At 41.3% G+C, this 14370-nt stretch carries 11 protein-coding genes; 6 read left to right on the forward strand and 5 right to left on the reverse strand.

All coding sequences use genetic code 11. From position 1 onward, the window contains the following. Window positions 1–5: 5 nt before the first annotated feature. Together PCRYO_RS11470 and PCRYO_RS11475 are read left to right on the forward strand one after the other, a co-directional pair. The gene (locus PCRYO_RS11470; RefSeq protein ID WP_011514555.1) at window positions 6–719 is read left to right on the forward strand and encodes a DUF1499 domain-containing protein; all 714 of its coding nucleotides are present in this window, start codon (window positions 6–8) and stop codon (window positions 717–719) included. A gap of 266 nt (window positions 720–985) precedes the next feature. After that, window positions 986–2458, forward strand: a complete 1473-nt coding sequence (locus PCRYO_RS11475) for a lytic murein transglycosylase (RefSeq protein WP_011514556.1) — start codon at window positions 986–988, stop codon at window positions 2456–2458. A 129-nt stretch (window positions 2459–2587) separates the two neighbouring features. Here PCRYO_RS11475 and PCRYO_RS11480 read toward each other — a convergent pair whose 3' ends face one another. From PCRYO_RS11480 to PCRYO_RS11495, 4 genes are all read right to left on the reverse strand, one after another. Beyond that, window positions 2588–2887 (reverse strand): hypothetical protein, encoded by a 300-nt coding sequence (locus PCRYO_RS11480; RefSeq protein WP_011514557.1) that lies wholly within the window; start codon window positions 2885–2887, stop codon window positions 2588–2590. A 205-nt stretch (window positions 2888–3092) separates the two neighbouring features. Beyond that, window positions 3093–4121 (reverse strand): DUF4062 domain-containing protein, encoded by a 1029-nt coding sequence (locus tag PCRYO_RS11485; protein WP_226939364.1) that lies wholly within the window; start codon window positions 4119–4121, stop codon window positions 3093–3095. Window positions 4122–4330: 209 nt separating this feature from the next. After that, window positions 4331–5332, reverse strand: a complete 1002-nt coding sequence (murI, locus tag PCRYO_RS11490) for a glutamate racemase (protein ID WP_011514559.1) — start codon at window positions 5330–5332, stop codon at window positions 4331–4333. 315 nt (window positions 5333–5647) lie between these two features. Continuing rightward, complete coding sequence (locus PCRYO_RS11495; protein WP_011514560.1) at window positions 5648–6403, reverse strand: DUF1285 domain-containing protein; 756 nt, start codon at window positions 6401–6403, stop codon at window positions 5648–5650. 639 nt (window positions 6404–7042) lie between these two features. On the opposite strand from PCRYO_RS11495, the gene PCRYO_RS11500 reads away from it, so the two are divergent. After that, window positions 7043–8680, forward strand: a complete 1638-nt coding sequence (locus PCRYO_RS11500; protein ID WP_011514561.1) for an electron transfer flavoprotein-ubiquinone oxidoreductase — start codon at window positions 7043–7045, stop codon at window positions 8678–8680. Window positions 8681–8801: 121 nt separating this feature from the next. On the opposite strand, the gene PCRYO_RS11505 is transcribed toward PCRYO_RS11500, so the two are convergent. Continuing rightward, complete coding sequence (locus PCRYO_RS11505; protein WP_011514562.1) at window positions 8802–10298, reverse strand: alanine/glycine:cation symporter family protein; 1497 nt, start codon at window positions 10296–10298, stop codon at window positions 8802–8804. 1073 nt (window positions 10299–11371) lie between these two features. Between PCRYO_RS11505 and PCRYO_RS11510 the strand changes: the two genes are divergently transcribed. The 3 genes from PCRYO_RS11510 (at window position 11372) to PCRYO_RS11520 (ending at window position 14344) form a co-directional block, all read left to right on the forward strand. Then, entirely contained in the window at window positions 11372–11632 is a 261-nt protein-coding gene (locus PCRYO_RS11510; RefSeq protein ID WP_011514563.1) for a DUF4212 domain-containing protein, read from the forward strand. Window positions 11633–11636: 4 nt separating this feature from the next. Beyond that, window positions 11637–13505, forward strand: coding sequence for a sodium:solute symporter family protein (locus tag PCRYO_RS11515; RefSeq protein WP_011514564.1), 1869 nt, complete (start codon window positions 11637–11639; stop codon window positions 13503–13505). A 293-nt stretch (window positions 13506–13798) separates the two neighbouring features. Beyond that, window positions 13799–14344, forward strand: a complete 546-nt coding sequence (locus PCRYO_RS11520) for a hypothetical protein (protein ID WP_011514565.1) — start codon at window positions 13799–13801, stop codon at window positions 14342–14344. Window positions 14345–14370 lie beyond the last annotated feature (26 nt).

Raw genomic sequence — 14370 nt, forward strand, 5'->3', positions numbered from 1 at the left:
ATCTAATGAAAATTTTAGTGAGTTTCGTAAGTCTCATTGCTTTCTTATTAGTCGTATTGACAGGCCCTCTTTATAAGTATGACATCATTGAATTAGGTACGGTGTTTATAGGATTTAAATATGGCATATTGACCGCTGTTGCAGCCCTTGTATTGCTCGTATTACAAGTTATATTTAAGCGAAATACACTAACGCTTGCCAATGTGGTAGTCACCATTGCGTTATCGGCCGTTGCTCTCGGATTACCACTTAGTATGCTGAGTAAGGGCAAAAGCGTAGCGCCTATTCATGATATTTCAACTGACTTAATCAACCCACCTGAGTTTGTCGCTATTGCTCCGCTACGGGCTGACGCACCCAATCCAGTCGCTTATGCTGGTGAAGCAACTGCCGAGCAACAACGTCAAGGCTATCCGGAACTAAAAACGCTAGTCTATTCACAATCAAAATCTGAGTTGATTGAGGAAACTAAACAAGCCATCGATAATTTAGGTTGGGAGCTAGTAAATACTGATGCTAATAAAGGTATTGTTGAAGCAACAGATACTACGGCGTGGTTTGGTTTTAAAGATGATGTCGTTGTACGTATCAACGATAATGGTAGCGAGCGTCTGGTTGATCTCCGTAGTAAATCGCGGGTTGGCGGTAGCGACTTGGGTAAAAACGCAGCACGTATTCATGATTTTATTGAGGAATTGGATATCATTTTAGCGAAATAGCTTTGTAAAACACCTGTAAAATTAATCATCCACGTTAAAACCAAAGACTTTCCTAAAATTATGTAATGCTATATTTTTCTAAAACCCTATCCTAACCTCACGCCAACGTCAGCTTATAGTAACCGAGTGCTACGATACCTTTTCTTTACTATTGAGATTGGTTACTCTAAGTAAAATCGACTTTTCATCGCTTTGTTTTACTTTCTAATAACTAATTTCTAGTAACTGTTTTTTAACAGCTACTTCGACGCTTATAGGATATTTTTATGCGCTTGAATCACTTATCCACCTTATCTTTATTGACGGCAGCGATTGGCTTAAGTCTTGCCAGCACCGCTCAAGCTGCCAAGCCAGACGCCCCAAACTTGTCTAATGCTCAGTTTCAGCAGTGTCTAGATGGTCTAAAAAACTCTAGCAAATTTCGTGATGTTGATAGCTATACCTTTAATAACTATCGTCCCAGTGAGCCTGACCCTAGTGTTATTCAATCGCTAAACTATCAACCTGAATTTCAAAAAGACGTTTGGGATTATTTGTCATCACTTGTTGATACCGAACGCGTAGAAGATGGTATCCGTGCCAAGCGTCAATGGGCGGATACGTTACGTAAAATTGAATCGCGCTATGGCGTTAAAGCCGAGCACGTATTAGGCGTTTGGGGCGTAGAGTCTAACTTTGGGCAGACATTGGGCAAAAAACCTTTGTTTGAATCTTTAGCGACCCTATCTTGCTTTGATCGCCGCCAAAGCTATTTCCAAGGCGAATATGCCAATGCACTAAAAATCGTCCAAAACGGTGATATTGCGCCAAGCGATATGACAGGTTCATGGGCAGGCGCGTTTGGTCAGACGCAGTTTATGCCAAGTACATTTTTAGAGTTGGCAGTCGACTTCGATGGCGATGGTCGCCGCGACTTGGTCAATAGCGTCCCCGATGCCCTTGCCTCTACGGCAAACTTCTTAGATAAACGTGGCTACCGTTCAGGCGAAGCATGGGGTTATGAGGTAAAACTGCCAAGTGGATTTTGGGCAGCGTCCAACCGTAAAGATAAAAAATCGATGAGCCACTGGCGCAATCAAGGTTTAACCCTTGCTAATGGCAGCCCGCTTCCTTCTGACTTGAGTAGTGCTGGATTATTATTACCAGCCGGTCCTGACGGCCCTGCATTCTTAGTCGGTAAAAACTTTGATACGTTCTATTCTTATAACGCCTCAGAAAGCTATGCACTGGCGATTGCCCATTTATCAGATTTGATTACTCGCGAGAGTAGTAGTAAAACTGACTTTATCACAGCATGGCCAACTGACGATCCTGGTATTGGTCGTCAAGAATCCAGAGCGATTCAGCAAGCATTATTAAATGCAGGATATGATATCGGCGCCGTCGATGGCATTATCGGTGATAATACTCGTACTGCTATCCAGCAGTACCAGTCTAGCCGTGGCATTTTTCCAGCTGATGGACGTGCAGGGCAGAAATTCTATCGTGCCATCGTTGGTAATACGGCGCCTAATACTTCGCAATACGGCAATCAGTATAACCAGCCAACAAACAGTCGTCCTTTAAACCCCGCGTCTGCTGATCGTATGGGACAATTAATTCAACAGCAAAATACTACATCTAATAGCTACTCACAGCCTATAGCGATCAGCCCATCAAAATCAAGCACAACGCGATATCGCCGTGTAACGGGTGCTGATGGTACTATAAAACTGGTACGTATTGATGAAGGCTCTTGATTAGGTAATGCCTTTTAAGTATTAATGAAAATAAAAAGCCACGCTAATTAGCGTGGCTTTTTGATCATGTCAGTTCTGACACTCTTTATGACTTGTCACAGTTTACATGATATATCTAATTTTTAGACATTAAACGATAGGTGGTGGATTCGGTTTACCATTGTCACCATCCCAGTTTTCACGAGCTTTATCATCTAAATCTGCTGGCGTCTTAGGCTCCCATTTGCCATTTTCTTTCCACGTGGCATCACCCCAATCTGCATCCTCTTCCTTTCTATCCAATTCCTTATAGACTTTGGTCGGATCGATACCGCGGCGCTTCATATCTGCTACTTGCTCTTCTAACGTATGAAACTGACTTGCCTCATGCATGGTTTGCTCTAAGCTATCCAACTCACTTTTTAACGCGTCATTTTTAGCATTACTCATTATTTGTTCTCCTTAATTGCTCAGTATTATTATGTGTTCATCTTGATCATTATTACGAGTATCAAAGGGATTCACAACGAGTACCACGTATACTTTGTATTACAAAACGTAGCCATTAGCAAGAAACGTGTTAGTCAATCATGATTTGTATGAGGTTCTAAGATTGGTAGCAACGATTATGACTGATAATAGCGAAGGCGATAATTTAGCTAGTGGCGGTTGATATAGCAGGATTTTCTATCGATGGCTTTTTTGCATCAAGTAAACTTTTTGCATAAAAAGTCAGCTTCCAAAGCTCCTGTGTGACCCGTGTTCCATAGGTAGTTAGCTGTATCCAATTAGCCGCAACCAATTGCCGCTGTAGATGATTGAGATCATCTTGAGAGATTTGACAACGTGCTACAGCATGAACATTTGGCATCTCGCGCTTGATATCGATCTCAGCTCGCGCAGCGATTAAGCGGTTGATACCACTTTGTAGACCATAGCTTGAAAAAGTAGCTGGCATTTTTATCAGAGTGATTAATACGTCTTGCCATGCCAATACCATTGGTCTTGTCACATCGGTTAAATTACCACCCTCATAAGCTTGGGCTTTATAGTGAATCTCAAAGGTCTCTGTCAATACGATTGGCTTACTGACATTATCGTCCATACTCTGACTAGGGACGACAGTAGTCTCTTGCCCTGTCACTCTATTGTTTGTTAAAGTAGCCGCTAGAGTCTCAGATACTGAAGGTTTGTTAGTCTTCATCGCCTCTTCATCAACCCTGATCCATCCCGCAGCTATATTATGGCTAGCAACCATTTTGTAATAGGCTTGGATAAGCAATTGCTCGATGTCGTTTTCTGTCTCGTAATAATAAATCTTATCCGTTTTTGACGTTACTGCACTGGTAAATTCTTGCAACTGTCTACTGATATTGGCACCGTTATGGTGTTTCTTTATTAGTATCAGTAAAGGTTTGAGCTTCGCTTTAGCATTGAGATAGCTCAAATGCATTTGACTAACACCGTTATTTTGCGTCGTACCGTAGCTATCGCCAATGACCATCAAAGCATAATCACAAGCATCAATACACTGACGCCCATATAACGAAGCTTTGGGTAATCTACTGGAAGCATCATAGGTTAAAAAGGCACGGCCTTGAAAAAATATCGCAATACTATCCAATACCAATAACTGGTCGTTATCAGCGCATACAATATGAATATGGTAGCGACGGTTTGGCACGATCACCTCTAATCTCTATTAGCTGGTCGAAAAAGATACGTTCTCAGAGTTCTCAGAAAAATTATAATAACAAGCAATTAAAATATTCTGTTTGGTAAATACAAGCCTAGCATAATATTGCTAGAATACGTTTACTTTATTTCCAATTCCATTAATATACTACGGGATTATAACAGCTGTATCGAAATTAATCCTAGGAGCCCCTAAGGCTAATACTCAAAATGAGGATGGTATTGTAAATGCGTTTGCTCGCCAAGTAAGCGTGATAGCAGCAAATCCATATGCTTATCGTATTTGGTCGCATAAAATATCAACGGTGGCTTAATCTGATTGTCACTCAAACTGGCATCTAAAACACCATTTCTATCTAATCCATCTATAGGCAATGCTGACAAATTATTGGCGATCAACAATTGCTTAACGCGCTCTGCAATTGCTTGACCTGAATCAACCACTTGCATTGATAGTCTTTGCGATTCAATTGCTTGCATCACAAAATCTTTAAAGAATGGATAATGTGTACAGCCTAATACCAGCTGGTCTACCCCATCCTTTGCGAACACTTGCAATTGCTGACGAAGATTTTGCGCCGTTTCACTGTTTTCCGGCATACCTGATTCTACCCAAGGCACAAGTTGCGGGTCAAAATATTTGGTCACTCTGGTTGCACTTGGACTGGCTATCGTAGCAATGACATCGTTTAGGAGTTTACCGTTTAGAGTCGCTTTGGTTGCTAGTACCGCCACATGACCACTTTTACTGGCCAATACCGCAGGTTTCAATGCTGGTACCAAACCCACGATGGGTAGCTGCGGATAATGGCACCTTGCTGTCTGCAACGCATAGGCTGAAGCACTATTACACGCAATGACAATAAGCTTGCAGCCTTGCTGATATAGCCACTCTACTGCCGTCAATGTGAATGTTTTAATATCATCACTATCTCGATTGCCATAGGGCACATTCAGGGTATCAGCATAGTAAATATAACGTTCATTGGGCAGTTGCTGGGCTAAATGGAGATAAACAGACAAGCCACCAATACCGGAATCAAATAAGCCAATAGGCGCGCTACGGTCTGGATCTGCCTTTGTCCCTTTATTATGATTGTATATCAGACTATCGACCATCGCTTCTTCAGCAGTGTTATTATCAGAAATTATTAAGTAAGTATTAACTGTGTTAGTAACAGCACTTGCGGCAACTTTCATATTATTTCACCGCCATTTTGATAAAAATACTGTCATACCGACCCTACTAATAAATTTAACCAATATTACTTTCGATAATATAGTCAATTCCAAATAAAACAGATACGTTATGTTTCAACGCAGTACTGGTATAAATTTTTCTGGCGTGCTGTGCCTACGCCTACAGAGGCTGCGTAAAATTCATCCCAGTCCTACTGTATCGCTTTAATACTGAATTCACTATAGACCCATAAATAAAAAGGGCTATAAGATAGATAACAAGATTTGCTCAAGATCAATAGCAATCACTGCCTAATTATAGCTCATTATTGACCGTTAAATAGATGTCATCGTCAATGTATAAGCATGACCCCCACTTTGCAGGGTTAGCGTGGTTTTATCATCTTGCTCTGTCAATTCGCCAATCTCGGTTAGATGATAAAATACATTGCGACCAATAAGTGCCGTCAATCCATTTCGAACCAGCATATAAGGACGCATTTGTACCTCAGATGTTAATTGTTGGTTTTCCTCTCCGTGACTATTATGAACAGCATCCATATCATTAGAGTGATCATTTCTATTTTCATTACCCTCTACATTAACAGAGTCATAAGGACGTAAAAAAATAGGATGCTCATCATCTAAGCGTACGACATCACCCGTTGTCGTGGTGAATTCAAGCCAACTATTAGTGTCTTCGTTGACGATACCGACATCATTGATTAGTAATGGCGCATCTTCCACTTGGATACGCAATTTCTGTACGGGCGTCTTTAGAAAATACTCAGTCACGCCTTCTTTTTCTTCTTTCCATAAGATAGTGGCAAACAGACTGACTAATGACTCTCGGGTCATGTGTCCGCCTTCATGCCACCACTCGCCATTGGCTTTGATGACCAAGTCCATATCATCAATTTGTTCAGGATGCCAACTTTCTAGTGGCGGTATGGCACGTCCTTCACGTGTCCCTGCCACAGACTTTAAATATTGGCTCAAATTGTCTATAGTATTTAGCTCAGACAGCTTGTCATTAGAGGTTTCAGCATCTTTTACAGTCGTGGCATCGATATCTTTATTATTATCTGTCATCGTACAATCCTTCACGTAGTAATCAAAGTTTGGCAAATCTGTTATTACTATAAATTTTAGTTTCGGGTATGATAAGACAATATCGTCATTGTACCCCCACCGTCTTAATCTTACCTTAACACTGATGTTGTGAAATGCGTATCGTGTTTGTGGGACTTTTCTTTTATAATAAGTAACGATTTTTTATTTGAACTAGTCTGGTGGGCGTTGTACTAACGACACATTTTACGTTATGTTTTGAAGGTTTTTAAAAACACTTTCATCGTAACGTCGTCAACTGATACCGTAAAGACCCTTTTTATCGGGCAGCCATATGTCTGAGTAAAGTTAGCGCCACAAGCCTTATTATTCAATTGTTAAGCTAATGATGCCCTGAGATAAGCCACTACAAGTTTAGGAGTAGGTATGCAAGAGCAAGACAATCAATCGCCAGTTATTGATGGTGATACTGTAAATATCGACACGCCAATCGTGACAGACACAGCAAATTCAGAGCCAGCAGTGGTAACACCAGAAGTGCTCGCTGAAGAAACGCCCGTTATTGTAGATACGCAAGCCGTTGAGCCAGTTGCTGAAACGGTCGTTGTCGACAAAGCGCCAGAACCTGTTGCAGCAGAGCCTGAAGTAGAACGTGAGTCAATGGAATTTGATGTCATTATCGTTGGTGGTGGACCTGCCGGACTTTCAGCTGCCATCCGTCTACGCCAGCTTGCCATCGCAGCAGGTAACGATGAGTTCATGGTTTGTGTGGTCGAAAAAGGCTCGGAGTTTGGCGCTCATACTCTCTCTGGTGCGGTCATGGAAACACGCGCTTTGGATGAGTTGATTCCAGATTGGAAAGAAAAAGGCGCACCGCTAAACGTTCCTGCAATTGAAGATCGCGTCTATATGCTGGGTTCAGCGACCAAATCTATCAAATTAATGGATTCGGTCATTCCTGCCAGCATGCATAACCAAGGCAACTATATTGTCTCATTAGGCAACGTCGTTCGTTGGTTGGCTCAACAAGCTGAAGAGCTAGAAGTCATGATGTTCCCAGGCTTCCCCGCTGATGAAATCTTATATAATGATGATGGTTCAGTTAAAGGCGTATTGACAGGCGACATGGGTGTGGCTGCCAGTGGCGAAGCGAAACATAGCTTTGAGCCAGGTTATGAGCTGCTTGCTAAATATACTATATTTACCGAAGGTAGCCGTGGTCACTTAGGCAAGCGCTTGATCAGTCGTTTTAATCTTGACAAAGACTGTGACCCCCAACACTATGGTATTGGTCTAAAAGAGCTATGGGATATTGATCCTGCTAAGCATGAAGAAGGTGTGGTCATGCATGGTTCAGGTTGGCCTTTGACTGATACGGGTTCAACTGGAGGCTGGTGGTTGTATTTCGCTGAAAACAATCAAGTAAGCTTTGGTCTTGTTATTGATCTCTCCTATTCTAATCCATATATGTCGCCATTTGATGAGATGCAGCGTCTAAAACTACATCCGCTTATTCGTAATGTTCTAGAAGGCGGTAAACGTATCTCTTACGGCGCACGCTCGTTAACTAAAGGCGGTTTGAACTCCTTGCCAAAATTCACCTTCCCAGGTGGTGTATTAGCTGGTGATGACGCAGGTTTCTTAAATCCTGCCAAAATCAAAGGTACCCATACTTCAATGAAGTCAGGAATGCTAGCGGCTGAGGCGATTTTCGAAGCCTTGCAAGAAGATCGTCAACATGATGAAGTGCTGGCTTATACTACGATGTTTGAAGAGTCTTGGTTGTATAAAGACAACTATGAAGCACGTAACTTTGCTCCTGCTATGCACCGTATGGGTCAATGGATGGGCGGCGCGTTTACCTTTTTAGAGCAAAATCTGATGGGCGGCAAAATGCCTTTGACCATTCATGACAATAAAAAAGATTATGATCAGCTTGAGCGTGCGGCTCATGCCTATCAGCCAACCTATGCAAAACCGGACGGCAAATTGGTATTTGATAAATTATCGTCAGTATTTATCTCAAATACCAACCATACTGAAGATCAACCAGTACATTTAAAATTAACTGATCCAACAGTGCCTGTCACTATCAACTTACCACTCTATGCTGAGCCAGCGCGTTTATACTGCCCAGCTGGTGTTTATGAGATTGTAAAAGACGCGGAAGGCGCTAAATTTGTCATCAATGCGCAAAACTGTGTCCATTGCAAAACTTGTGATATCAAAGACCCTTCACAGAACATCACGTGGGTAACGCCAGAAGGCGGCGGCGGTCCTAACTATCCAAACATGTAAATTGTTATTTATATATTGTTTAGATGGTTATTATTTAAAATAAGCTGCAAAAAAAATCGCCCTCAAAAGGGCGATTTTTTGTTATAGGTATATTTAATCGCTGTATATCTAGGATTTCAGCTTAATCTGTCCACGCATCACGATTGGCTTCATCTTTTAATTTCACAAAATCATCAGGATTAAACTTGATTTGATCAGCAGTTTTGCCCTCTTTAATCTGACGCTCATAGTCACGTAATATTCTAAGTGCTACTGGCGACAAGATGATAATAGCCACTAAGTTGACCAATGCCATCAGACCCATGGATAAATCGGCAAAGTTCCAAATAGCTGGCAGGCTGGCGACAGCACCGATAAATACCATGCCCAAGACCATAAAGCGGAATATCATAATCATCACTTTGGCATTTTTTTCGCCAGAGATAAATTCAAGATTCGATTCACCATAGCTATAGTTTGCAATGATAGAGGTGAATGAGAAAAAGAAGATGGCAATCGCGACGAAAATTACACCCATATCACCTACATATTGCGACAATGCTAGCTGTGTTAATTGAATACCTTCTTGCTCGACACTAGGATCAACCACGCCAGAGAGAATAATAATTGAAGCTGTCGCTGTACAAATAACTAATGTGTCCAAAAACACACCCAACATTTGCATAAAACCTTGCACTGCCGGATGATCAGGATGGCTCTTTGCAGTCGCTGCGGCATTAGGTGCTGAACCCATACCTGCTTCGTTTGAAAATAGACCACGCTTAATACCATTAATCATCGCTTGCGCAATACCATAACCAATCACACCACCTGCTGCTTGTTCAAAGCCAAATGCTGACTTTACAATCAAAGCAATCGCCGCTGGAAATTCGCTAAAATTGGTCAAGATGACATAGAGTGCCAACAGAATATAAAGAATCGCCATCACTGGTACAACTTTGCCAGCAATACGCGCAACAGAGCGTAATCCACCAAATACTACTGGTGCGACTAGCACTACTAATATCAAGCCGGTCATCCAAGTTGGAATACCAAACGCCTCATTAGTCGCTTGTGCAATGGTATTGGATTGCACACCATTGAACGCCAAGCCAAAAGCGACCAGCAGACATAGCGAGAAAAATACGGCAAGCCAGCGTTTACCCAAACCCTTTTCGATATAGTAAGCCGGTCCACCGCGATAAACATTATCGTTATGCGGCACTTTGTATGCTTGCGCAAGGGTTGACTCGATAAAGCTGGTTGACATACCCACAATCGCTGTCATCCACATCCAAAATACAGCACCCGGTCCACCCAAATAGATGGCAATTGCCACCCCTGCTAGATTCCCCGTCCCTACTCGCGCAGCAAGTGATGTCATCAGTGCTTCAAATGAGCTGATACCACCATCTTTACGCCCTTGATTTGATACTCGTAATAACTGCCACATATGACCAAAATGACGAAACTGGATAAAGCGAGTCGCCACGGTAAAATATAGACCTGCACCAATTAAGACGAACATCAGCAGTCCATACCATGGATTGCTGGCAATCAACCAATCATTATTACCCCAAATGATACTCACACCATAGTTTACGATGCTATTAAACCAACCTGCTACGCCTTCGTTCATACTATATCCCCTTCACTAACATTCTATACTTTTAGCATATGTTATAAATTGATGTAACTAATGGCTTTTTATGATGTTTCGTTCTCTCTTTGCTTATTGATCATCATTACCTATTTGAGCAATAAAATGACAAGGAAATCACGTATATCATATGGCGGTATTTTAACTGACTATAGACAATTTAGCTGTTTTTATGCTTTTTTTTAATTATTGATTATTTATAAACTTTTGCTTAGTAATAAGTTAATAGGAATAAAATAATAATTATTATTTATAGTTTATGAAAAAACTTTATACCTAATCAATAGTTATGATATTGAAATTATATTGACGTCATACTTATTCATAATAAAAATAGTTATTTATATAACCGTTATTTTTAAAATAAATGCCGTTTTTTGGTTTTATCAATTAATCTAACGAATATAACAAATCCTTAATACAATTAAGGTCTTAGTATACTAGTGTCTCAGAGTTATGATATCTATTGGCTTCTACTAACATAAGTTAGTTATAGTTTCTACAAGACACATATTTAGTTACATAAAGTAAATAAAATTTATTTATTGTTAAATAAGTCAATATTGTATATATTCCTAATAAGTTTATAAAAGCTGCTTGCAATACTTATCGGCATGAATGTATTTCTAATTATTAAAATAATGTCATCGGGAAGATGATAATAATAAGACAGAGGATTGTCAGCGAATACCGACCCCTCCCTCTTTACACATCATTATTTCCATATAATAAATTTAATCGACTGTCTCAATATCTATTGTTAAATGATTAGATTTTAAGCGACTAACCTCGACTCTTACCCTTTAACTTTTATAACAGTCATATCGAGTAATTTATCCTCGGTGTCTGTATCGTTTACACTGGAAAAGTTGGTTCATATTTTGATAATGTTGGGTTACTTATCTTGATTGATCGCTCTGCTTTAGTCTTTCATCTACCGTTTTTATGGTTGTAAGACACTGTTTTCACAATAAGATAAACACTAAAGCACAGGGACTTGTCAGACTCAGATCAGTGACCTTGTTTTTATGTTAGGCAAAAGGAGTTGTCCTATGGAGAACCACAACGATTCATCAGGTTATTGGCGCGCCAATCTCCGTCTCATTAAAGTCAGCCTCGTCATTTGGGCTTTAGTCTCTTATGGTTTTGGCATCTTGCTACGTCCATTATTGTCAGGTATTAGAATAGGTGGTACTGATATAAGCTTTTGGTTTGCACAACAAGGTGCTCTCATCGTATTTATCGCCCTCATCTTTTTCTATGCATGGCGCATGAATAAACTAGATAAACAATATGGTGTAGACGAGGAATAGCCCTATGAGTCAATTTACGATTAATATCATTTTTGTAGGTCTGTCCTTCGCTTTATACTTCGGTATCGCTTGGTGGGCACGTGCAGGTTCGACCAGTGAGTTCTATGTTGCTGGCGGCGGTGTACATCCTGTTGTTAACGGTATGGCAACTGCCGCTGACTGGATGAGTGCGGCGTCATTTATCTCAATGGCTGGTATTATCGCCACTGGCGGTTATGCTGCATCAACTTATTTAATGGGTTGGACGGGTGGTTATGTTCTACTCGCCATGCTCTTAGCACCTTACCTACGTAAATTCGGTAAGTTCACAGTTCCTGATTTTATCGGTGACCGCTTTTATTCTAAAACCGCTGCTATGATTGCCGTTGTTTGTTTGATTATCGCATCAACCACTTATGTTATCGGTCAGATGACTGGTGCTGGTGTGGCATTCTCACGCTTCTTAGAAGTTGACAGTACCACTGGTCTGATTATTGCGGCTGTTGTTGTATTCTTCTACGCCGTACTTGGTGGTATGAAAGGGATTACCTACACGCAGGTTGCGCAATATGTTGTTCTTATGATTGCCTATACGATTCCTGCCGTCTTTATCTCACTTGAGTTGACGGGTAACCCAATTCCAGGTCTTGGTTTATTCTCAAACCATGTTGAATCAGGCATTCCTATCCTAACCAAGCTTGACCAAATCGTCGTCGACTTAGGCTTTACCGCTTATACCGCTGACGTACCGAACAAGCTGAATATGGTGCTATTTACTTTATCACTGATGATTGGTACCGCGGGTCTACCTCACGTTATTATTCGCTTTTTCACGGTTCCTAAAGTTGCAGATGCGCGTTGGACAGCTGGTTGGACGTTGGTATTTATCGCGCTCCTATACTTCACTGCCCCAGCAGTAGGTGCAATGGCGCGTCTAAATCTAATCAATACTGTTTATCCACAAGGTGTTGACGCTCCTGCTATCGAATATGATCAACGTCCAGATTGGATGAGAACATGGGAAGAAACTGGTCTTATTAAATATAACGATCTCAATAACGACGGTCGTATCCAGTTGTATAGTGATAGTGGACTTGGTGCAGCAGAGCTAGCATTGGCTGCCGCTACTACTGATGGCGGCGATGTTGCTGCTGCAACGACTACCGTTGAAAAAGCAAAAGCTGAACATGCTTTAGAGCGTGATGGTGTGTTTGTTGATAGAGGTTGGGCAGGTAATGAGCTTGATGTCAACGCTGACATCTTAGTATTGGCTAACCCAGAAATCGCACAGCTACCAGGTTGGGTTATTGGTCTTATCGCCGCAGGTGGTTTGGCAGCAGCGCTATCTACAGCAGCTGGTCTACTCCTCGCCATCTCATCAGCGATCAGTCATGATTTGATTAAACGTAACCTTAATCCAAATATCACTGATGCAGGCGAGCTAAAAGTCGCACGTATCACGATGGCTGTTGCGCTTGTGGTTGCTACCTACTTAGGTATTAATCCACCAGGATTTGCTGCACAGGTCGTTGCATTGGCCTTTGGTATTGCTGGTGCCTCACTGTTCCCTGCATTGATGATGGGTATTTTCTCTAAACGTATTAACAACCTTGGCGCCATCGCTGGTATGCTCACAGGTCTAATTAGTATCTTAGTTTATATCTTCATCTTTAAAGGCTGGTTCTTCGTTACAGGTACAGCAAACTTCCCTGATACTGAAGAGTACTGGTTGTTTGGTATCTCACCATTATCATTTGGTGTGATTGGTGCCTTGCTTAACTTTATCGTAGCATTCGCAGTGTCTTATGCGACTGCGCCACCACCAGCACACATTCAAGAATTGGTTGAAAGTGTACGTTCTCCACGTGGCGCTGGTGCTGCAGTAGATCACTAAGCTTCGATACAAGCTAGCAAATGAAGTGCAAATGACGTATGGTTTTTTACGATAATATATCACTCACAGGCAGCAGCTGCTCGTGAGTGATTTTTTTATCCCAATCTGATCATGGAATATTTTTTACATACTATTCGTCCAATCATGATAATTTTACTCACCCCTCTTAAAAGTAAAAATAATGAGAAAGTTAAGCATGAGTGCCATGATAAATGTGCTTAAAAAGGCTGTACACATGATTTTATTTTTAATAATTGATATGAAATGCGCTGATTGCGTTAAGGAAAAGTCTTATGCTTTTTGAGTTTATCGCAACCATAGCGGCTGGGTTTGGTCTAGCTGGGATAGCACTAGTTATCACTCACCTCAGCAAACTTGCAGGTAAGAAAGCGCCAAGATGGCTTATTCCATTATTTGGTGCGATAGGTATTTTTGGCTTCCAAATAAGTCAAGAATACAGCTGGTTTGGTCAACAGCTTGCACAGCTTCCTGAAGGCGTTCATGTCGTCAAAAAAGTTGAAGAAGGTACGTGGTTTCGTCCATGGTCGTACGTTAAACCACAGACGTTACGCTTTATAGCGGCTGATAGCGGACACGCTCGTGCTAACGCCGATAACCCAGAGGTTTACTTGGTCAATTTGTATTTGTTTGAGAGACGTAGAAGTGTACAGCAAGTACCGCAAGTGATCGACTGTGCCGCCCCTGCTCGTGCAGACTATGTATTACAAGAAAAAGACAGTAAGATGAGTATCGATGAGCATGTGAAACAAACGACTGCTTGGCGTCCATTAGAAAAAAATGATCCGCTATATATCAATGTTTGTATTAATAAAAAATAACTCAATCATTGAAGCCACTGTTAGCT

The sequence above is a fragment of the Psychrobacter cryohalolentis K5 genome (genome assembly GCF_000013905.1).
In the GTDB taxonomy this organism is placed as follows: Bacteria; Pseudomonadota; Gammaproteobacteria; order Pseudomonadales; family Moraxellaceae; genus Psychrobacter; species Psychrobacter cryohalolentis.